Below are 20,501 nucleotides of genomic sequence, written 5' to 3'. Positions count from 1 at the left end.
TCACTTCTCCAGCTCGGTCAGTCGGGCGGCGACCACGCGTGCGATGTGCGCGATCGGCTCGGGCAGGGTCATGTCCTTGTGGGAGCAGGCGACGTTCGTGTTGTCGACGCACCCGCTCACGTACGGGGCCCAGGTGTCCGGCGTCAGGGTGTCGTCGATGGTGTCCACCGTGGCCCGGAAGAAGAGCACATCGCCCCGGAACACCCGGTGGTCGTAAGCCCGTACGAGGTCGTTGGTGTTGAGGTACACCTCGCCGAGCGCCTCGATCCTCGCGGCGGACAGCATGGCCAGCGGGGAGCCCTCACGGCGCAGCACCTCTACGACGTTCGCCGTGTTCAGTTCCTTGTCGCCGAGGCTCTCGGGGCCGTAGCCGCCCATGGTGAGCAGCGATTCGAGGGCCTCGGCCCGGTCGGGAACCGGCAGGCCGCGGAAGCCCTCGGCGGGGTACGCGTCCAGGATCGCCAGCAGCTCCACCTCCTGCCCCGCCTCCTGGAGGACCGCCGCGATCGCGTGCGCGATGATGCCGCCGGTCGACCAGCCGAGCAGTCGGTACGGGCCCTCCGGCTGGACCTCGCGGATCCGGGAGGCGTAGTGCGCGGCCAGCTCCTCCAGCGTGGTCGGCAGCGGATCGTCCGCCGTCGCCCCGCCGACCCCCTGCGCCTGGAGCCCGTAGATCGGCACATCGGCCGGCAGGTGGCGGATCAGGCCCGCGTAGCACCAGCTCAGACCGCCCGCCGGGTGCACACAGTGGACCGGCGCGCGGTCGCCGGGACGGGCGGGCCGCAGCGGCAGCAGCACGTCGAGCGGGTCCTCCTCGCGCGAGACGTCCAGCGCCGCGTCCAGCGCGGCGGGCGTCGGGGCCTGGAACACCGTGCCGATCGACACCTCGATGCCGAACGCCGACCTGATCCGACCGGCTAGGCGCACCGCGAGCAGCGAATGGCCGCCCAGGTCGAAGAAGTTGTCCTCCACCCCGGCGGACGGCAGCCCCAGCACCTCCGCGAAGACCGCGCAGAGCTGCTCCTCGCGCACCGTGCGCGGCGCGCGTCCACCGGCGCCCACCGGAGCGCCCGGCGCGGGCAGCGCCTTGCGGTCCAGCTTGCCGTTGCCGGTCAGCGGCAGCCGCTCCAGGACCACCACCGCCGAGGGCGCCATGTGCACCGGCAGCGTGGCGGCGGCGTGCTCGCGCAGGGCCGCCGGTACCGGGTCGCAGCCGGGCGCGGGGACGACGTAGCCGACCAGTCGCTTGTCGCCGGGCATGTCCTCGCGGACCACGACCGCTACGTCCGCGACCTCCGGATGCGCGGCCAGCACCGCCTCGACCTCACCGAGTTCGATGCGGAACCCGCGGATCTTGACCTGCTGGTCGCCCCGGCCGAAGTACTCCAGCGTGCCGTCCACGCGCCGTCGGGCAAGGTCGCCCGAGCGGTACATCCGCCTGCCGCTCTCCCCGAAGAGATGCGCGAACGGGTCGGCGACGAAGCGCCCGGCCGTCAGGTCCGGGCGGCCCAGATAGCCGAGCGCCACCCCCTCACCGGCGACGTACATCTCGCCGGTCACACCCGGCGGCGCCGGCTGGAGCCGGTCGTCCAGCACATAGACGCGCAGGTCGGGAATGTTCACGCCGATGGTGCTGGAGACCGCGGACGCGGCGGTCGCCCGGTCCAGCGCCTGATACGAGACATGGACCGTCGTCTCGGTGATGCCGTACATGTTGACCAGCGTCGGCGCGTTCTCCGCGTGGCGCGTGTACCAGTCCGCGAGCCGCCCCAGCTCCAGCGCCTCGCCGCCGAACACCACGTACCGCAGAGCCAGTTCCTGTCCCGGAGCCTCCCGGTCGGCGGCGGCCAGCTGGTAGAAGGCGGACGGCGTCTGGTTGAGGACGGTCACCCGCTCGACCGCCAGCAGCCGCAGGAACGCGTGCGGGTCACGGCTGGTCGCGTACGGGACGACGACGACCCGGCCGCCGTACAGCAGCGCGCCCCACAGCTCCCACACCGAGAAGTCGAACGCGTAGGAGTGGAACAGCGTCCACACGTCGTCCGGCCCGAACGAGAACCAGTGCTCGGTCGCCGTCAGCAGCCGCGTCACGTTGTGCTGGGTGACCACGACTCCCTTCGGGCGGCCGGTGGACCCGGAGGTGTAGATGACGTACGCCGGGTCCCCGGGGCTCAGCGGCCGGGTGCGGTCGGCCTGGCCGAGGGGTCCGTCCGGGAAACCGGCGGCCTCGTCGACCGTGATCAGCGGCAGGCCGTGCGCGGGCAGCCGCCCGGCCGTCGCGGCGTCCGTCACCAGCGCCGCCGGACGGGCGTCGTCCAGCATGTACGCGAGCCGGTCCGCCGGGTAGTCCGGGTCCATCGGCAGATACGCGGCCCCCGCCAGCGACACCGCGAGCAGCCCGGCCACCAGGTCCGTGGAGCGCGGCAGCGCGAGCGCCACGATCGAACCGGGACCGATCCCCCGGCCGGCCAGCAGCCGTGCCAGGGACCGGGCCCTGGAGGACAGTTCGGCGTACGTCAGCGACGCGCCCTCGCAGCTCACCGCTGTGCGATCCGGGTGCCGGCGCGCCGCCACCTCGTAGACCTCGGCCAGTGTGAGCGGCACCGGCCGGTCGTGGTCGAAGCCGTTGGCCTCGACCACGGCACGGTGGATTCCGGCCCCGTCGAGGACCGGCAGCAGGCCGACCGGGGTCCCGGGCCGCTCGGCCGCCGCGGTGAGGAGCCGGGACAGCCGGTCCGCGAGGGCCTGGGCGGTCGATCGGTCGAAGAGGTCGGTGCGGAACTCCAGAAAGCCCCCGATACCGCCGCCGGGCAGTTCTCCCGCGTTCAGGGTCAGGTCGAACTTGGCGGTGCCGGACGGGACGGCGGTCAGCCGCGCCGTGGTGTCGGGACCGAGGGAGACGGGCCCGTCCGCGAGTGACTGCCAAGCCAGCATGGTCTGGAACAGCGGATGCCGGGCCAGCGAACGCGGCGGGTTCAGCGCCTCGACGAGGTGGTCGAAGGGCAGGGCGTCGTGCTCGTACGCGGCGAGCGTGGCCGCCCGCACCCGGTCCAGCAGATCGCCGAAGGAGGGATCGCCGGAGGTGTCGGTGCGCAGGACCACGGTGTTGGTGAAGAAGCCGACCAGCCCGGCCGTGGCATCGTCGTCGCGGCCCGCCACGGGGGTGCCGATGGGGATGTCGGTGCCGCAGCCGTGCCGGGTCAGCAGGGCCGCGAGTCCCGCCTGCACGGTCATGAACACGGTCGCCCCGTGCACCCGTGCGAGCCGGCGCAGCGCCTCGTGCGCGGTGGCGTCCAGGGCGAAGGGCACGGTGTCGCCCGCCGAGGTGGCCACGGGCGGCCGGGGCCGGTCGGTGGGCAGCTCCAGCTGGTCCGGTAGCCCGGCGAGCGCGTCGCGCCAGTGCGCGAGCTGGGTCTCGGCGAGCGGGGTCGGCTCGGAGGGGGTGCCCAGGAGCCGCTGGAGCCGGGCCGCGTGGTCCACGTACTGGCCGCTCAGCGGCGTGAAGTGCGGTGCGCGGCCCTCGGCGCGGGCGGTGTAGGCGGCGGCCAGGTCCTGCGCGAGGGGAGTGGTGGAGGCTCCGTCACCCGCAATGTGGTGCAGCAGGAGAAGCAGGGTGTGGCGGTCGGGCGACGCGCTGAACAGGACCGTGCGCAGAGGCGGTTCGGTGGCGAGGTCGAAGCGGTGGCGCACGGCCTCGGTGAGATCGCTGCCCGGCTCCGCCAGGTGCAGCACCGGGCGGGCGGCCGGGTCGTCGGCGGCGAGGATCCGCTGGTGGGGGACGCAGTCCGAGGCGCCCGAGCCCACGCCGTCGAGGGCGCCGGCGGTGGCGTTGCCAGTGGGCGGGTATACCGTCCGTAGTGTCTCGTGACGCTCCGCCAGGTCGTACAGGGCGAGCTGGAGCGCGTCCCGGTCGACCGGACCGTCGACGTTCAGGACGAGCGGGATGTTGTAGGTGGGGCTGGGGCCTTCGAGGCGGTCGAGGAACCACAGCCGCTGCTGGGCCGGGGACAGGGGGAGGGGACCGGTGCGCGGCACGGGGGAGAGCGGGACGGACGCGATGGCCGCGCCGCCACGGGTGCGGACCAGTGCCGCCAGAGCGGCGGGCGTGGTGTGGCGGAACACGTCGGCGATGCCCATCGGCACGCCGAAGTGCTCCCGGAGGCGGGCGGCCAGCCGGGCGGCGAGCAGGGAGTGCCCGCCGAGGTCGAGGAAGCCCGCGTCGGCGGCAGGGGGTTCGGCGATACCGAGCACATCGGCGAAGAGCCCGCGCACGATCTCGGTGTGCGGCCCGCCGACGGTGCTGTCCGGGCCGCCTCCCGCGATGGAGAGCGGTTCGGGGTCGGGCAGGGCGCGGTGGTCGAGCTTGTCGTTGGCGGTGCGGGGCAGCGCCTCCAGGAGCGTCACGGTCGCGGGGACCATGTGTCCGGGCAGTGCGGCGGCCAAGTGCTGGTGGAGTTCGGCGGGGGTGGGCGGCGCCGAGTCGGCGGCCGGGGCGGCGCCCTCGGGCCGCGCCGGAAGGACGTTCCCCTCCTTCACCGGGACCGCGTAGGCCAGCAGCCGCTTGCCGTGACCGGTATCGCGCGCGACGACCGCGGCCGCCGCGACTCGTGGGTGCGCGGCCAGCCGGGCCTGGATCTCACCGAGTTCGATCCGGAAGCCGCGGATCTTCACCTGGTCGTCGCTGCGCCCCAGGAACTCCAACGTGTGGTCCTCGCGGCGGCGGACCAGGTCCCCGGTGCGGTACATCCGGCCCCCGGGAGCGCCGTTCGGCGCGCCGAACGGGTCGGCGACGAACCGCTCGGCCGTCAGGTCGGGGCGGCCCAGGTAGCCGAGGGCCAGGCAGGCCCCCGCGACGTACAGCTCACCCGTCACGCCGGCGGGCACGGGACGGAGGGAGGAGTCCAGGACGTAGACGCGTGAGCCGCGCACGGGGCGGCCGTCCGACCGGACGGCCGAGGTTCCGGGCAGCCAGTAGTAGGCGTCGACGGTCGTCTCGGTCGGGCCGTAGAGGTTGACCGGATGCACGGCCTTGGCCTGGGTCAGCCGCTCCCACAGGGGCGCGGGTACGGCCTCCCCGCCGACCACCAGATGGGCCGGGTGGTGGCGACCCTCGTCCAGCAGGCCCTCGGCGATGAGCGCTTCGGCGTAGGAGGGAGTGACGTCGAGACAGTCGACCAGGTGCGCGCCGACGTACGCGGTGAGCGCCGCGGGATCCCGGTAGAGGGCGTCGTCCAGCAGGTGCAGCTCGTGCCCGTGGACCATCCACAGCAGCGGGTCCCAGGACGCGTCGAAGGCGAACGAGGCGCTGTGCGCGACCCGGAGGCGGTCCCGGCCGGTCCGGGCGACGGCCGGGGCGATGTGATCCGTGCCGTGCCCGGCGCAGAGGTTGGCGAGGGAGGCGTGACCGACGAGGACGCCCTTGGGGCGGCCCGTGGAACCGGAGGTGTGGATGAGGTAAGCGGGGTCCGCGAGCGACGGCCCGGTGCGCAGCGGTCCCTCGGGGCAGCTGGCGAGGGCGTCGGCCGTGGCGGGAGCGTCGAGCGCGACGTACGGCAGCCCGTGGCCGGGCAGCGAGGCGAGCGTCGCGGCCGTGCCGATCACGCACAGCGGCCGCGCGTCCTCCAGGACGGCCAGGGTCCGGGCGGCGGGGTGGCCGAGGTCCAGCGGCTGGCAGACCAGCCCCGCCTTGAGCACGGCCAGTAGCGCGACGACCATGTCGGCGGTCCGGGGCAGCGCCAGCGCCACGGTGCCGCGCCCCCCTTCGCCCGCGGCGCGGGCGCCGATGCCGGCCAGCAGGTGGGCCAGTCGGTCGGAGGCGGCGTCCAGCTCGGCGAAGGTGAGCCGGGCACCGGGCCCGGCGGCCGTGTCTGTGCTCGTGGCCGTGCCCGCAGATGTGCCCGCAGATGTATCCGTATCGGATATCGCCCCCCGGAAGGTGCCCGCCACCGTGGAGCGCACGGCGACGGCGTCGGGTGTCCGGGCCGCCTGTGCGGTGAACGACCGGGGAAGGGCGAGCGGGGCGGCGGGCTCGGAGCGGCCGTATGTCACGGCCTCGCGCACCTGGTCGCCGGTGAGTAGGTCCAGGGTGCCGATCGGGCGTTCCGGGTCGGTCAGCAGCAGTTCGGTCAGGCCGTCCAGATAGTGCAGCCAGGTGTCCTCGTGGGCGGAGAGGTCCTCCGGCCCGTACGCCGCGGGGTCGGCGTCCAGGGTGAGCCGCAGGCCGCCGCCCGGGCCGGGGGCCGCGCCGACCGCGAGACCTTCCACCGGTCCGGCGGCGAGATTGCGCACGGTGCCCGTGGCCCCGGCGAAGTCCAGCTCGCCGTCGAACGGCCTGACGTTGACCATCGGGCCGGTCAGCGGGACGTCGGCCGACTCCAGGGCCAGGTCGCGACGCAGGTCGGCCTGCGGATAGCGCTGGTGTCGGCGGACCTCGCGGATCTCCAGCACCACACGGCGCAGCAGTTCGGCTCCGGTGTCGCCCGGGCGCACGCTGATCCGCAGCGGCAGCACGTTCACGGTCATGGCCGGGGTCCGCAGGGCCGAGGGCCCCCGCCGGTTGGTCAACGGCAGGCCCAGAACGATGTCCTCGGCACCGGTGAGCCGGTGCAGATGACCGGCGGTCGCGGCCACGACCAGCTCGGCCCACGTCGCCTTCGCCACGCGCGCCGCCCCGGACATGCGCTGCAGGGTCTCGGCGGGGAGGTCGGTGGTCCGGTGGAGCGGGCCGTCGCCCGGTGTGTCCGAGGGGCCGGGGGAGCGGGGGAGCGCGGTGACGGACGAGCCCGCCGTGCGCGCGGCCCAGAAGGCCCGGTCCGCCGCGTACTCCTCCCCGGCCAGATAGGCGGCCTCCTGCTCGGTCAGCTCGCTCAGGGGGGCGAACCGGCTCTCGGGCAGCGGGTGTCCGGCCACCAGGGCCCGGTAGAGCTCGGCGACGCGCTGCCCGATGAGGGACAGCGCGTAGGCGTCCACGGCTATGTGGTGCACGCGCTGGTACCACCTGTGGCGCCCCTCGCCGATCCGGATCAGGGCCTGCGTCATCAGCGCGCCGTCGGCGGCGAGGTCCACCGGCCGGGCCAGGTCCTCCCGCATCCACGCTTCGGCCCGGTCCTCCGTCAACTCCATTCGCCGCACCACGGGTCGGGCGGCGGGTGCGACCCGCTGCACCGGTACGCCGTCGGCCTCGGACACGCGCAGGGCAAGGGTCTCCGCCTCACCGACCGTCCGTCTCAGCGCCTCCACGAACAGGTCCTCGTCCAGCGGCCCGTCGATCTCCACACAGTCCGCCGTGTTCAGCTCGGTGCCGAGAGGGGCCAGCTGGTGCGCGTAGTAGATGCCCGACTGGGCGGTCAGGAGGGGGAGTCCGGGGGAGGGCGCGCCGCCGGAGTGCGCTGCCGAAGAGCTGGTCGGGCGGTTCGGACGCTCATGCATGTGTGTGACGACTCCCCTGAAGGACAACGGACACCGGGCCAACAGGCTCGGCGCACACTTAGGTAAGGCTAAGTTAACCTATCTTCGACTGTGCAGGCGACCGCCCCGGGGCGGTCCGGAACGCAAGGAGATCCCATGACCGTCCCCGCAGCCCCGTGCCCGGAGACGCGCCCCGAGACGCGCCCCGAGACGCGCCCCGGGACACGGGCCGACGACTCGGCCGACCAGCGGATCCGTGCCCTGAGGACCGCCGTGCGGGAGGCGGTCCGCGGCAGCGCCCCAGCTCTGATCGACCTGAGCCGACGTCTGCACGCCGAACCCGAGACCGCGTTCGAGGAGCACAAGGCCGCCGCCCTCTGCCATGAACTCCTCGCCTCGCGCGGCTTCGAGGTCACCGCACCCGCCCACGGTCTGGACACGGCGTTCCGCGCCACGATCGGCTCCGGTCCCGTCACCGTGGCCATCGCCTGCGAGTACGACGCCCTGCCGGGACTGGGGCATGCCTGCGGGCACAACCTCATCGCCGCGGCCGGAGTGGGCGCGGCCCTGGGCCTCGCTCCGTACGCGGACGAACTCGGCCTGACCGTAAGGGTCATCGGCACTCCCGCCGAGGAGCGGGGCGCGGGCAAGGCGCTGCTGCTGGAGGCAGGCGCGTTCGACGGGGCCGACGCCGCGATGATGGTGCACCCCTGCCCCTTCGAGATGGCCGACTTCCGCTCCTTCGCGCTCGGCACCCTCGACGTCGTCTACACCGGCCGCGCCGCGCACCCCAGCCTCAATCCCCACGAGGGCCGCAACGCCGCCGACGCGCTGACCGTCGCCCAGGTGGCCCTGGGACTCCTGCGCCAGCAACTGCCCCCGCAGTGGCGGGTGCACGGCATCACCACCGCCGCCGGGACCGCGCCCAACGCGATACCCGACCGGGCCACCGCCACGTACGAGATACGGGCACTGGCCGCCGAGGACCTGCGCGAACTGCGGCAGCGGGTCGAGGACTGCTTCCGTGCCGGGGCGCTCGCCACCGGCTGCGAAGTGACCCTGGAGCGGCCCGAGCCCGACTATCTCGACTTCCGGGGCGACCCGGAGCTGATCCGGCTCTGGACCGCCAACGCCCGCGAGCTGGGCCGCGCCGAACCGGTCGAGCGCCCGCCGTTCGCCTGCACCGACATGGGCAACGTCTCGCACGTGGTGCCGTCCATCCACCCGGTGCTCGACATCAGCGGGGGGGCCTGCGGCCCGCACGAGGCGGCGTTCGCCGAGGCGGCGGTCTCCCCGGCGGCCGAACAGGCCCTGCTCGACGGAGCGGTGGGCATGGCGTGGACCGCCGCCGACTTCGCGGCCTCCAGGGTCACGGGCCGGCCGTCCGCCTGACGGGCGGGCCGGGGCCCGGCAGGCGTGCGGCCCGGACCGGCAGTTCCCGGTCCGGGCCGCACGGCGCGGAAGTCACCCGTAGGTCACTTGGCCGAGAGCGCCTTGACGTAGTCGTCGAGGACGACGTCCGCCGCGAGCGGGCCGCCTCGGGTGGACCATACCGAGCCGTCGACGGTCACCGCGTGGTCGTTCTTGACGGCGCCCAGCTCCTTGTAGGCGGGCTTGGACTGGACGTCCTTGAGCGCCTTTTCGCCGTCCGAGGTCAGCGTGGACAGGAACAGCCAGTCACCGTCGATCTCGTTGATCTTCTCCAGGCTCAGCGACGGCGTGTGCGCGTTGCCGTCCTTGTTCTGGGACGCGGGCCGCTTCAGCCCCATCTCCAGGGCGACGCCGCTGGCGAACTGCTTGTTCTCCATCCAGCTCGGTCCGTCCGGGTTCCAGCGGACGATGGAGACCTCGGCGCCCTTGTTCGCGCCGAGCTTCGCACCGGCGGCCTTGGCGGCGGCCTCGTGGCCGGAGATGAACTTGTTGGCGTCGTCCAGCTTGTTGAGCGCGTTGCCGACGCCCCGGAAGAACAGCTTCCAGTCGTCGGTCGGCGCCATCGTCACCAGCGTGGCCGGGGTGATCTCCCGCAACTGCTTGAGTACCTGTTCGTCCTGCATGTCACCGGCGAGGATCAGGTCGGGCTTCGCGGCGACGACCTTGTCCATGACCGGCTGGAGCAGGTTGCCCACGACGTCGATGCCCTCGACCCGGTCGGCGAGGTAGGCCGGCGGCTTGTCGAGGCCCTGCCCGTTGGTGATGCCGACCGGCTTCACGTCCAACGCCAGTACCGCGTCCAGGTCTTCCTGAGTCAGGGTGACGACGCGCTTCGGCTCCGCCGGTATCTCGACCGCCCTGCCGGTGGCGTCCTTGACCGTGCGGGTCGCGGAGGAAGCGGTGTCCGCCTTGCCGGCCTTGCCCCCGGAGGACGTGCCCGAGTCGGAGTCCGTTCCACAGGCCGTCAGGAGCAGGGCGGCCGCGCCGAGCGCGGCGACGGCGCGCGCCGCTCTTCGGGCGGCGGTGCGGGTGGGGTGGTGGTGCAGGATCATCAAGGGCTCCGGGTTCAGCGGGACATGAAGCGGGGACGGCCGCACGGTCACGCGGATGCGGCCGTCGGCTCGTGAGCAAGTTAAGGTTAGCCTTACTTTAGTGGCATCGGGCAAGGTGATTGCCCTGTCCTTCGGAAAGGGCGGTCCCCGTGGACATCCGTGTCGAACAGCTCGTCGCTGGATACGCCGGTCATACGGCCGTGGACCAGGTCGATCTGACGGTGCCCTCCGGGCAGGTCGTCGCGATCGTCGGCCCCAACGGCTGTGGCAAATCAACTCTTCTGCGCTCCATGGCCCGGCTCCACCAGCCCCGCTCCGGACGGGTGTTCGTCGGCGACGCCGACGTCTGGCAGCTGCGTCAGCGCGACGCCGCCCACCGCATCGCCCTGCTGCCCCAGGCCCCGCAGGCACCGGAGGCGGTCACCGTCGCCGGACTCGTACGGTACGGACGCCACCCGCACCAGGGGCTGTTCCGCCAGTGGTCGCGGGAGGACGAGAACGCGGTCACCCATGCCCTGGAGGCCACCGGTACGGCCGTCCTGGCCGACCGTCGGCTCGACCAGCTCTCCGGCGGCCAGCGTCAGCGCTGCTGGCTCGCCATGTCCCTCGCCCAGGAGACCCCTGTCGTCCTGCTCGACGAGCCCACCAGCGCCCTCGACATCGGCCACGCCGTGGAGGTCCTGGACCTGGTCCGTGAAGTCGCCGCGCAGGGCCGCACCATCGTCATGGTGCTCCACGACCTCGCCGCGGCCGCGCGGTACGCCGACCTCCTGGTCGCCATGCGCGACGGGCGGATCGTCGCCTGCGGGCCGCCCCGCGAGACCGTGGACGCCGCACTGGTCCAGGAGCTCTACGGCATCGAGGCGGAAATCCTCACCGCGGCCTCCGACGGGGCGCCCGTCGTCGTACCGGCCGTCCGCGTGCCGACGCTCGGCGTCTGAGCCGGCCTAACCGGTCGGCGCTTCCGCCGGGGCGAGAGCCGTGGGGGCCGACGGCTTCTCGACGACGGTCGGTGTGCGGTAGGCGCGAAGGGGCTTGTTGGTCGCGTACACGACGGCGATCGCGAGGACGGCGGACAGCCCTCCGGAGACCAGCGAGAAGGAGGCCGAGGTGGCCGAGGCCACCAGGCCGCCGCGGAAGTTGCCGAGTTCGGGGCCCGCGACGCCGATGACGTGCTCCACCGAGGAGACCCGCCCCCGGCAGGCGTCCGGGGTCTCCAGCTGGATCAGCGCACTCCGGGTGACGACGGAAACGGTGTCGGCGGCGCCCGCCACCGCCAGACAGCCGAGCGCCAGCCACAGAGGCCCCGCCAGGCCGAAACAGGCCAGCGCCAGTCCCCACGTCCCTGCCGCGTACAGCTGCGCGAGACCGGCGCGGCGCCGGCGCGTCACCGTGCCGGAGAGCAGGCCGGCCGTGATCCCTCCGACCGCGACGGCGGAGAGGAACAGGCCGAGGGTCCGCGGGTCTCCGCCGAAACGGATCTCGTTGACCAGGGGGAAGAGCGCGATGGGCATGGCCAGCAGCGTCGCGGACAGATCGGTGGCCATCGAGCCCCAGAGCGTCGGGCGGCGCAGCGCGACCAGCCAGCCGCCCCGCTCGGTCCGGGGCCCGCCGCCTGACGCGTCGGCGCCCTCGGGCCGCATCGCGGGCAGGCGGAACACCGCGAACAACGCGACCGTCACCGCCACGGCCTGGGTAGCGTAGGCGGCGGAGAAGCCCCAGCCGGCGATGATCAGCCCCGCCAGCGCGGGGCCGGCCAGCATCGCCGTCTGGAAGGAGACGTTGGTCAACGCGAGCCCGGCCGCCACCTGGTCGCCCGGCAGGAGCCGGACCGGGAAGGTGCGCCGGGCGGGTGCTCCGAGAGCGCCGCAACTCGTTCCCACGGCAACCAGGGCGAGCAGCAGCACCACGCTGCGGTTGTCCGCCAGGGCCTGGGCGCAGAGCCCCACGGCGGCCAGTACCTGTCCCGCGGTGGTGGCCCGTACCACCGTACGGCGGTCACAGGCGTCGGCCAGGGACCCGCCTACCAGGCCGAACAGCACCATCGGCAGGCCGGTGGCGAGCCCGATGGCACCCGTGCCCACCGGGCTGCCCGTCAACTCCCAGACCTGGGCCAGCACCGCCACGTTGGCGGTCTGGCCGCCGAGTTGGGAGGCGGAGGTGCCGATCCACAGGTCGCGGAACGGCTGATTGCCCCGGAGCGGGCGGGTGTCGAGGAACAGGCCGCCGGCACGCGGTTTCATCGGGGTGGCTCGCTCAGGTGGTGGAGGACCCGCTGCCGCATCGACCTGCGCTCCAGGGCCCGCCGCACGTCGTCGACGACAGCGGTCATCGCGTAGGGAACCTCGCCGTCCAGCTCGGCGACCGTGCTGTGGGTGGCGCGCCACTCCGCCTCCAGGAACGGCACCAGCGACCGGCCGCGGTCCGTGAGGTCGATCCGTCGGGTGCGGGCGTCGGGCCCGGGATCGGAGGTGACGAGCCCCGCGTCGCGCATGGCGGCGACGGTCTGGCTGATCGCGGAGTGCGAGCGTCCCAGGGAGTTCGCGAGCTCGCGGATGGTCAACGGTCCGGTGTGCGCGAGCCGGATCAACGGATAGACGAATCGGGGCCGTACGCCCTCGATGCCCTGCTCGATGTAGACCTGCTCGATCTCGGCGTCCATGGCTGCCAGAAGTTCGTGGAGGGAGTGCCAGGGGTCGGGGAGCGCGGTGGGATCGGAATGTGTCACAGCGCTAATATAACAGCGCTGTGACAATGTTCGCGCCCTCCTGTCCACCGGCCGGGAGTGATCGTGGGCCGGGTCGCTAGGGTCGGGGTATGACGACATCACTGGCCGGCAGTGCCTTCGACTCACTCCGCTCCGACGCGGTTGCGGACCAGGAGGCGTTGCGCCGGGCGTACGGGCTCCCCGGCGACGCGGCCATACGCAAGCAGATGGCCGAACTCACCGATCAGACCCGGCGGTTGATCGGCTGCTCGTCACTGGTTCTGATTTCCAGCGCGGATGGCGAGGGAAACTGTGACGTCTCGCCGCGCGGCGGCCCCACCGGGTTCGTCAGCGTCCTGGACTCCCGGACGGTGGCGATTCCGGACGCGACCGGCAACAAGCGCCTGGACACCCTGCGGAACGTCATCGCCACCGGGCGGGCCGGGCTGCTGTTCCTCGTCCCTGGGCGGACGACGACACTCAGGGTGAACGGCCGGGCCTGCGTCTCCACCCGCCCGGAGCTCCTGTCCCAGCTCACCGCCGTGGGGAAAGCGCCGGTCAGCGCGCTGGTGGTGGGCATCGAGGAGGTCTACCCGCACTGTCCCAAGTCGCTGATGCGCAGCGGGGCCTGGAAGCCGGAGCAATGGCTGTCCGCAGACGCCCAGCCGACCTCGGCCGAGGTGACGCTGGCCCAACTGCGGATGCCGCAGCTGACGATCGCCGACATCGAGCAGACCGAGGCGGAGTCGCTGAAGTACCGGTACGAGTAGGAGCCCGGCCGGCTGCATGGGGCCGGGATCCCTCGCCCGCCGACGTCGGAAATGCCGACGACCACGGGAACCGAAGTCCGTCACGGGGCCATCGGTGCGCACCCGCCCCGGCGGGCGACGGCCACACCTTCAGCCGGACACTCCCGCGCCGCCCTCGCGGCGCGCTCCGGCCTCACGGAACTCGCCCCCGCGGAACACCGCGAGGATCTCCTCGGCGGCCAGCGTCGCCGTCAACGTGCCCTGCCGGACCCGCTGTTCCAGCTCCGGGGCGAGCTTCCGCACCACCGGGTGGCTGTGCAGGCTGTCCAGCAACTCGTCGCGGACCATCGTCCACGTCCAGTCCACCTGCTGGTCGCGGCGCTTGGCCGCCAGCCGACCGGTCGACTCCAGGAGCGTCCGGTGCTGTTCCAGCCGCTCCCACAGGGTGTCGAGGCCGCTGGACTCACGGGCGCTGCACGTGAGCACCGGGGGTGTCCAGGCCGCGTCCGCCGGATGCATCAGCCTCAGCGCGCCCGCCAGTTCGCGCGCGGCCGAGCGGGCGTCACGCTCGTGCGGGCCGTCGGCCTTGTTGACCGCGATGGCGTCCGCCAGTTCCAGGACGCCCTTCTTGATGCCCTGCAACTGGTCGCCGGTACGGGCCAGCGTCAGCAGCAGGAAGGTGTCGACCATGTTGGCCACCGCCGTCTCCGACTGTCCGACGCCCACCGTCTCCACCAGCACCACGTCGTAACCCGCCGCCTCCATCACCACGATGGACTCCCGGGTCGCCTTGGCCACCCCACCCAGCGTGCCCGCCGTGGGGGAGGGACGGACGAAGGCGGCCGGGTCCACCGCGAGGCGCTCCATCCGGGTCTTGTCGCCCAGGATGGAGCCGCCCGTACGGCTGGAGGACGGGTCGACCGCCAGCACCGCCACCCGGTGCCCGAGCCCCGTGAGCATCGTGCCGAGCGCGTCGATGAACGTGGACTTGCCCACGCCAGGCACCCCGCTGACCCCGATCCGCCGGGCCGCCCCCGCGTGCGGCAGCAGCCGGCCCAGCAACTGCTGGGCCAGCACCCGGTGTTCGGCGCGCGTCGACTCGACGAGCGTGATCGCGCGCGCCACGGACGCCCGCTTCCCGTCGAGGACTCCCCGCACATAACCGTCGATGTCGATCCTGGTAGCCATCCGGTCAGCGGCTCACAGCTCGTGGCCGAGCGCGGCGCCGAGCCGCGTGACCAGGTCGTGGGCCGCGTCCGGGATCACCGTCCCCGGCGGGAAGACGGCGGCGGCGCCCGCCTCGTGCAGCGTCTCGATGTCCTGCGGCGGAATCACCCCGCCCACCACGATCATGATGTCCTCGCGCCCCTCGGCGGCCAGCTCCTCGCGCAGCGCGGGCACGAGCGTGAGGTGTCCGGCCGCCAGCGAGGAGACGCCCACGATGTGCACGTCGGCCTCGACGGCCTGCCGCGCCACCTCGCCGGGCGTCTGGAACAGCGGGCCGACGTCCACGTCGAAGCCCAGGTCGGCGAAGGCCGTGGCGATCACCTTCTGGCCCCGGTCGTGCCCGTCCTGCCCCATCTTGGCGACGAGGATGCGCGGACGGCGGCCCTCCGCCTCCTCGAAAGCCTCGACCAGTGCGCGGGTGCGGTCCACCGAGGGGGACTCTCCTGCCTCTTTGCGGTACACACCGGAGATCGTACGGATCTGTCCGGCGTGCCGGCCGTACGCCTTCTCCAGCGCGTCCGAGATCTCCCCGACCGTGGCCATCGCCCGCGCCGCGTCGACCGCCAGCGCCAGCAGGTTGCCCTCCAGTCCCGGGCCAGGGTCACGCTCGGCGGCGGCCGTCAGCGCGCGCAGCGCCTCCTGACACGCCACCTCGTCGCGCTCCTCGCGCAGCCGGCGCAGTTTCTCGATCTGCTGGGTGCGCACCGAGGAGTTGTCGACCTTGAGGACGTCGATCTTCTCGTCGGTCTCCACCCGGTACTTGTTCACGCCGATCACCGGCTGCCGCCCGGAGTCGATCCGTGCCTGCGTGCGCGCGGCGGCCTCCTCCACCCGGAGCTTGGGGATGCCCGCGTCGATGGCCTTCGCCATGCCGCCGGCCGCCTCGACCTCCTCGATGTGCTGCCAGGCCCGGTCCGCCAGGTCCCGCGTCAGCTTCTCCACGTACGCGCTGCCGCCCCACGGGTCGATGACCCGGCAGGTGCCGGACTCCTGCTGGAGCAGGAGCTGCGTGTTGCGGGCGATCCGCGCCGAGAAGTCGGTGGGCAGCGCCAACGCCTCGTCCAGCGCGTTGGTGTGCAGCGACTGGGTGTGCCCCTGCGTCGCGGCCATCGCCTCCACGCACGTACGCGTCACATTGTTGAACACGTCCTGCGCGGTCAGCGACCAGCCGGACGTCTGCGAATGGGTGCGCAGGGAGAGGGACTTGGGGTTCTTCGGGTCGAACTGCTTCACCAGACGCGCCCACAGGAGCCGGGCCGCCCGCAGCTTCGCGACCTCCATGAAGAAGTTCATGCCGATCGCCCAGAAGAACGACAGGCGCGGCGCGAACGCGTCGACGTCCAGACCGGCCTCACGTCCGGCCCGCAGATACTCCACCCCGTCGGCCAGCGTGTACGCCAGCTCCAGATCGGCCGTCGCCCCGGCCTCCTGGATGTGGTACCCGGAGATCGAGATGGAGTTGTAGCGCGGCATCTTCCGTGAGGTGAAGGCGAAGATGTCGGAGATGATCCGCATCGAGGGCGACGGCGGATAGATGTAGGTGTTGCGGACCATGAACTCCTTCAGAATGTCGTTCTGAATGGTCCCGGCCAGCTTCTCGGGCGGCACGCCCTGTTCCTCGGCGGCCACGATGTACAGCGCCAGAACCGGGAGCACCGCGCCGTTCATCGTCATCGACACCGACATCCGGTCCAGCGGAATGCCGTCGAACAACTGGCGCATGTCGTAGATCGAGTCGATCGCCACCCCGGCCATGCCGACGTCTCCGGTCACCCGGGGGTGGTCGCTGTCGTAGCCCCGGTGGGTGGGCAGGTCGAAGGCGACCGACAGACCCTTCTGGCCGGCCGCGAGGTTGCGCCGGTAGAAGGCGTTGGACTCCTCGGCCGTGGAGAAACCGGCGTACTGACGGATCGTCCAGGGCTGGTTGACGTACATCGTCGGGTAGGGCCCGCGGAGATACGGGGCGATCCCCGGGTACGAGTGCAGCGCGTCCAGGCCCTCCAGGTCCTCACCGGTGTAGAGCGGCTTGACCGTGATCCCCTCGGGCGTCTCCCAGAGCGGGGCCTCGGAACCGCCGGCGGCCTTCGTCACGGCCGCCCGCCACTCCTCGGCGGAACCGGCGGGCGGCGCGGCGGACGTGAGCGGCACGTCGGAGAAGTCGGGAACGGAGGATTTCCGATCCGTGGGCGATGTCGGCATCACGCCACTCCCATGCGGTCGAGTACGGAGGTGAGAACGGCGACCGCGTCGCAGCCGGCGAAGACATAGGCATCGACATCGGCGTAGTCGCCGGGGCGTCCCGCGAGGAACACCCGCGCCGCTCCCGCCGACTTCAGCGCGGCGGCCACCTGCTCCGCCCGCTCGGCGTACAGCGCGTCCGACGAACACAGAACGGCGACCGTCGCCCCGGAGGCGGTCAGCGCGCCCGCGGCGGTGTCCGCATCCACCGACACCGGATCGTGGACCGCCTCGATCCCGCCCGCCCCGAAGAGGTTGACGGCGAAGGAGACCCGTGCGGTGTGCGCGGAGGCCGGACCGAGCGCTGCGACGAACACTTTCGGACGGCTCCCGGTCGCCGCGAGGTGCGCGTCGGAGCGGGCGCGCAGCGCCTCGAACGCCTCGTCGCGCCGGACCCGGGGCAACCCGCCCGGAGTACCCGCGTACGCGTCGGGCGCGGGCTCGCGCTCCACCGGGCGCTCGCCCGGCTGCGGGAACTCGCTCACTCCGGTGATCGGCTCCTTGCGACGGGCCAGCTTCGCACTGCGCGCGGCCCAGGTGGCGGCGAGCCGCTCCGCGACCGCCCCGGAGCGCAGGGCGGCGGGCAGACCGCCCGCCCGCTCGGTCTCCTGGAAGAACGCCCAGGCGGCAGAGGCGAGTTCGTCGGTCAGCCGCTCCACGTACCAGGAGCCGCCCGCCGGGTCGATGACCCGTGCCAGGTGCGACTCCTCCATGAGGATCGTCGAGGTGTTACGGGCGATCCGCCGCGCGAACGCGTCGGGCAGACCCAGGGCGTGATCGAACGGCAGCACGGTCACGGAGTCCGCGCCGCCCACCCCCGCGGCCAGCGTGGCCAGCGTGGTGCGCAGCATGTTCACCCACGGATCGCGGCGCGTCATCATCACCGGCGAGCTGACGGCGTGCTGCCGCTGGGATCCGGCGCCAGGGGCTCCGGAGACCTCGGCGACCCGCGCCCACAGCCGGCGTGCCGCGCGCAGCTTGGCGATGGTCAGGAACTGGTCGGCGGTGGCCGCGTAGCGGAACTCCAGCTGCCCGCAGGCCGCTTCCACGCTCATCCCGGCACCGGTCAGGGCTCGCAGGTAGGCGACGCCGGCGGCCAGGGAGAGCCCCAGCTCCTCGCCGGCCGAACCGCCGGCCTCGTGGTAGGGGAGCGCGTCCACGGCGATGGCCCGGATCTCCGGGTACTCCGCGTCGCACACCCGCGCCCAGCGCACGGCGGCGGTCAGGTCCGCCTCGATGCCCGTCCGGGCCTCGTGGCCGAGCGGATCGGCCCCCAGGGTGCCGCGCGCCTCGCTCTTCGCGACACCGCGTTCCCCGTACAGCCGCAGCAGCTCCGTCGCCGCGGCGTCCAGGTCGGCCGGGGCGTCGAGGGCGATGGGCGCGAGATCGAGGTAGACGCCCTCCAGGGCCCGGGCGAGCCCGTCGACGGGTACGCCCACCGGGCCGCCCACGGTCAGCCAGAGGGAGGTGGCGCCGTTCTCCAGATCGCCGAGCACGGCCTCGTTGAGCCGGACGGGGTCGGACAGGGTGTGGCGTTGGCGCACGCCCCAGCCGCCTGCCGCGTTCCCCTCGGCCCTGCTGCCCCGGGTGAACGGGGCGAAGCCGGGAAAGCCGGTGTCCGGCGTCTCGTCTTGCGCGGTGTAGAGGGGACGGGTGGTGAGCCCGTCCTCCAGTGTGGTGGACAGCGCTTCCTCGGCGGCCGAGCCCGAGACTTCCTTGCCCGACTTGCGCAGTACGCCCTCCACGAGGGTCTGCCACTGGTCATGGGAAGGGTCGGGGAACGCGGTGGCCGAAGAGAGCCCGTCAGCAGGCTGGACCGTCATGCTCAGATGCTAGGCCAGTGCGCCGAACCAGCAGCAGGGGCACATGTGTGACCTTGCCCTCGCGACGATGTATCTGATCCTTTACATACAGTCACGTAACGGACAGGTGGGCGGACGGTGGCAACACGGCGGTTCTTCGACATCGGATGAATCAGTACAGAGATGCATATTATGTGTGAAGTTTCCTGATTCTTATGCCATCCCTGGAATGCCGTATCCACCCCGGCGCCCCTGTGGCCGCCGGGATACGGAGAGGACGCGACCGTGGCCGTCGGACCTGTGGAGTACCTCGTCATCGCCTTCCCCGGCAGTCGTTTCACCGGGGCGGTCGCCCCCGCGCTCGCCGAGGCCGTGTCGTCCGGAGACCTACGGGCGGGCGACCTGGCCTTCGTACGCAGGGCCGAGGGCGGCGCGCCGGCCCCGGTGGAACTGCGGGAGCTGGACCCCGAGGGGGTGGTTCCCGCCGATACGGGGGAGGGCGGGGCGGCGGCGGTCCTGGGCGCGGAGGACGCCGAAAGGCTCGGCCGGGACGTGCCCGCGGGCGATGTCGTGGCGATCGTCGTCCGGGAGGACCTGTGGACCACGCGGCTCGCCCGCGCGACCCGCGAGGCCGGCGGAGTGTTCGTCGCGCACGAGCGCCTGGGGCCCCGTGAGTCCGGTGAATCCGGCGAGCAGGAGGTCGCTGGGGACGACATCATCACCCGGTTGGAGCGGCTCGCCGAACTGTGGAAGCGGGACGTCCTCACCGATGCCGAGTTCGCGGAGCAGAAGAAGAAGCTCCTGTCGGACTGAGGTCCGGCCGACGCCCCGAGGTGCTCCCCGGAGCTCTTCGGCGGCGCTTTTCTCGCCGCATACGACGTTGATCCTGATATGTGGAATTCCTGGAATTCGTCAGGGAAAGAGGCAGTTCATCGTGCAGACCGCCCGGACCGTTCCGGCCGCCACCGTTGTCAATCTGCGCGACCTGGGCGGTGTCGCCCTGGGCCGTGACCGCCGCGTGCGGCAGGGCGTCCTGTTCCGCTCGGGTCAGCTGAGCGAGCTCGACCCGGCGACCGACCGGGCGGTGTCCGCGCTCGGCATCCGCACCGTAGTGGACCTGCGCACCGCCGACGAACGCCAGTGGGCCCCGGACCGGCTGCCGGACCGGGCCAGGCTCTTCGTCGCCGATGTACTGGGCGACCACCCGGGTGTGGCGCCCGCCCGGCTGCGGTCCCTGCTCGCCGACCCGGTGGAGGCGGAACGGACGCTCGGGGGCGGCAGGGCGGAGGAACTGTTCGCCGAGACCTACCGGAAGATGGTCCTCTCACCGGGTGCCGCGGCCGCCTACCGGGCCTTTCTGGAGACGGCCGCCGACCCCGGCGCGCGCCCGGTGCTCTTCCACTGCACGGCGGGCAAGGACCGTACCGGCTGGGCGGCAGCCGTCCTGCTGATGCTCCTGGGGGCGGCCCGCGCGACGGTGCGGTCGGACTTCCTCGCGGTCAATCCCGCCGTACGTGCTGCCTACGCCCCGTACGTGGCGAAGTTCCTGGACGGTGGCGGCGACCCCGCCGTCGCCGCGGCGATCATCGAGGTCCGCCCCCGGTACCTGGACGTGGCGTTCGACGCCATGGACGAACGCTGGGGCGGCCTCGACGGCTACGTGCGCGACGGGCTGCGCCTACCCGACGCCGCACTGGAGCGGCTGCGCGACGGCCTGGTGATCCGGGGCTGAACCGGCCGCGGCGCGGAGCCGACGCAAGGGCACAGGGACGCGGAAGGGGGGGGGGGGGCCCCCGCGCGGCCGGGGGGGGGGGGGGCCCGCCGGGGGGGGGGGGGCCCGCCCCCGCCACCCGGGGGGGGGGGGGGGGGCGGGCGCGCGCCCGCGGTG

General features: G+C 72.9%; 12 protein-coding genes. 5 read left to right on the top strand and 7 right to left on the bottom strand.

Going from position 1 to position 20,501, the window contains the following annotated elements; all coding sequences use genetic code 11:
* Complete coding sequence (locus ACH4RG_RS26190; protein WP_398540342.1) at window positions 1–7,428, bottom strand: amino acid adenylation domain-containing protein; 7,428 nt, start codon at window positions 7,426–7,428, stop codon at window positions 1–3.
* A gap of 135 nt (window positions 7,429–7,563) precedes the next feature.
* Between ACH4RG_RS26190 and ACH4RG_RS26185 the strand changes: the two genes are divergently transcribed.
* Window positions 7,564–8,799, top strand: coding sequence for an amidohydrolase (locus ACH4RG_RS26185; RefSeq protein WP_398540341.1), 1,236 nt, complete (start codon window positions 7,564–7,566; stop codon window positions 8,797–8,799).
* An 83-nt stretch (window positions 8,800–8,882) separates the two neighbouring features.
* On the opposite strand, the gene ACH4RG_RS26180 is transcribed toward ACH4RG_RS26185, so the two are convergent.
* Window positions 8,883–9,890: an ABC transporter substrate-binding protein gene (locus tag ACH4RG_RS26180; protein WP_397924720.1), complete on the bottom strand. Its 1,008-nt coding sequence runs from the start codon at window positions 9,888–9,890 to the stop codon at window positions 8,883–8,885.
* 149 nt (window positions 9,891–10,039) lie between these two features.
* On the opposite strand from ACH4RG_RS26180, the gene ACH4RG_RS26175 reads away from it, so the two are divergent.
* On the top strand, window positions 10,040–10,831 hold the full coding sequence (locus ACH4RG_RS26175; RefSeq protein ID WP_397924722.1) for an ABC transporter ATP-binding protein: 792 nt from the start codon (window positions 10,040–10,042) through the stop codon (window positions 10,829–10,831).
* Window positions 10,832–10,837: 6 nt separating this feature from the next.
* Here the strand turns inward: ACH4RG_RS26175 and ACH4RG_RS26170 are convergent, their stop codons facing one another.
* Together ACH4RG_RS26170 and ACH4RG_RS26165 are read right to left on the bottom strand one after the other, a co-directional pair.
* Window positions 10,838–12,133, bottom strand: coding sequence for an MFS transporter (locus ACH4RG_RS26170; RefSeq protein ID WP_398540340.1), 1,296 nt, complete (start codon window positions 12,131–12,133; stop codon window positions 10,838–10,840).
* On the bottom strand, window positions 12,130–12,618 hold the full coding sequence (locus ACH4RG_RS26165; RefSeq protein ID WP_397924726.1) for a MarR family winged helix-turn-helix transcriptional regulator: 489 nt from the start codon (window positions 12,616–12,618) through the stop codon (window positions 12,130–12,132). The genes ACH4RG_RS26170 and ACH4RG_RS26165 overlap by 4 nt, the downstream gene beginning before the upstream one ends.
* A gap of 89 nt (window positions 12,619–12,707) precedes the next feature.
* On the opposite strand from ACH4RG_RS26165, the gene ACH4RG_RS26160 reads away from it, so the two are divergent.
* A complete protein-coding gene (locus ACH4RG_RS26160; protein WP_398163018.1) occupies window positions 12,708–13,367 on the top strand; it encodes an MSMEG_1061 family FMN-dependent PPOX-type flavoprotein in 660 nt (219 codons plus the stop codon).
* Between the two features lie 129 nt (window positions 13,368–13,496).
* Here ACH4RG_RS26160 and meaB read toward each other — a convergent pair whose 3' ends face one another.
* The 3 genes from meaB to ACH4RG_RS26145 are packed head-to-tail and all read right to left on the bottom strand — an operon-like array spanning window position 13,497 to window position 18,634.
* Window positions 13,497–14,534, bottom strand: coding sequence for a methylmalonyl Co-A mutase-associated GTPase MeaB (gene meaB, locus ACH4RG_RS26155; RefSeq protein ID WP_397924730.1), 1,038 nt, complete (start codon window positions 14,532–14,534; stop codon window positions 13,497–13,499).
* 12 nt (window positions 14,535–14,546) lie between these two features.
* Window positions 14,547–16,772, bottom strand: coding sequence for a methylmalonyl-CoA mutase (scpA, locus tag ACH4RG_RS26150; protein ID WP_397924732.1), 2,226 nt, complete (start codon window positions 16,770–16,772; stop codon window positions 14,547–14,549).
* Window positions 16,772–18,634, bottom strand: a complete 1,863-nt coding sequence (locus ACH4RG_RS26145) for a methylmalonyl-CoA mutase family protein (RefSeq protein ID WP_397924734.1) — start codon at window positions 18,632–18,634, stop codon at window positions 16,772–16,774. The genes scpA and ACH4RG_RS26145 overlap by 1 nt, the downstream gene beginning before the upstream one ends.
* A 264-nt stretch (window positions 18,635–18,898) precedes the next feature.
* On the opposite strand from ACH4RG_RS26145, the gene ACH4RG_RS26140 reads away from it, so the two are divergent.
* The gene (locus tag ACH4RG_RS26140; RefSeq protein WP_398540339.1) at window positions 18,899–19,426 is read left to right on the top strand and encodes a DUF6325 family protein; all 528 of its coding nucleotides are present in this window, start codon (window positions 18,899–18,901) and stop codon (window positions 19,424–19,426) included.
* A gap of 121 nt (window positions 19,427–19,547) precedes the next feature.
* On the top strand, window positions 19,548–20,345 hold the full coding sequence (locus ACH4RG_RS26135) for a tyrosine-protein phosphatase (protein ID WP_398540338.1): 798 nt from the start codon (window positions 19,548–19,550) through the stop codon (window positions 20,343–20,345).
* The last annotated feature ends 156 nt before the right edge of the window (window positions 20,346–20,501 follow it).

Source organism: Streptomyces sp. NPDC021019 (genome assembly GCF_044333295.1).
Taxonomy (GTDB): Bacteria; Actinomycetota; Actinomycetes; order Streptomycetales; family Streptomycetaceae; genus Streptomyces.
Note: the sequence above shows the minus strand (reverse complement) of the source record. Positions and strands in the feature narration are given on the sequence as shown.

Bases quoted from the DNA above. Each gene is read 5' to 3' on its own strand.
- scpA (WP_397924732.1), bottom strand. From the start codon at position 16,772: ATGCCGACATCGCCCACGGATCGGAAATCCTCCGTTCCCGACTTCTCC.
- ACH4RG_RS26180 (WP_397924720.1), bottom strand. From the start codon at position 9,890: ATGATCCTGCACCACCACCCCACCCGCACCGCCGCCCGAAGAGCGGCG.
- ACH4RG_RS26170 (WP_398540340.1), bottom strand. From the start codon at position 12,133: ATGAAACCGCGTGCCGGCGGCCTGTTCCTCGACACCCGCCCGCTCCGG.
- meaB (WP_397924730.1), bottom strand. From the start codon at position 14,534: ATGGCTACCAGGATCGACATCGACGGTTATGTGCGGGGAGTCCTCGAC.
- ACH4RG_RS26160 (WP_398163018.1), top strand. From the start codon at position 12,708: ATGACGACATCACTGGCCGGCAGTGCCTTCGACTCACTCCGCTCCGAC.
- ACH4RG_RS26145 (WP_397924734.1), bottom strand. From the start codon at position 18,634: ATGACGGTCCAGCCTGCTGACGGGCTCTCTTCGGCCACCGCGTTCCCC.
- ACH4RG_RS26185 (WP_398540341.1), top strand. From the start codon at position 7,564: ATGACCGTCCCCGCAGCCCCGTGCCCGGAGACGCGCCCCGAGACGCGC.
- ACH4RG_RS26190 (WP_398540342.1), bottom strand. From the start codon at position 7,428: ATGCATGAGCGTCCGAACCGCCCGACCAGCTCTTCGGCAGCGCACTCC.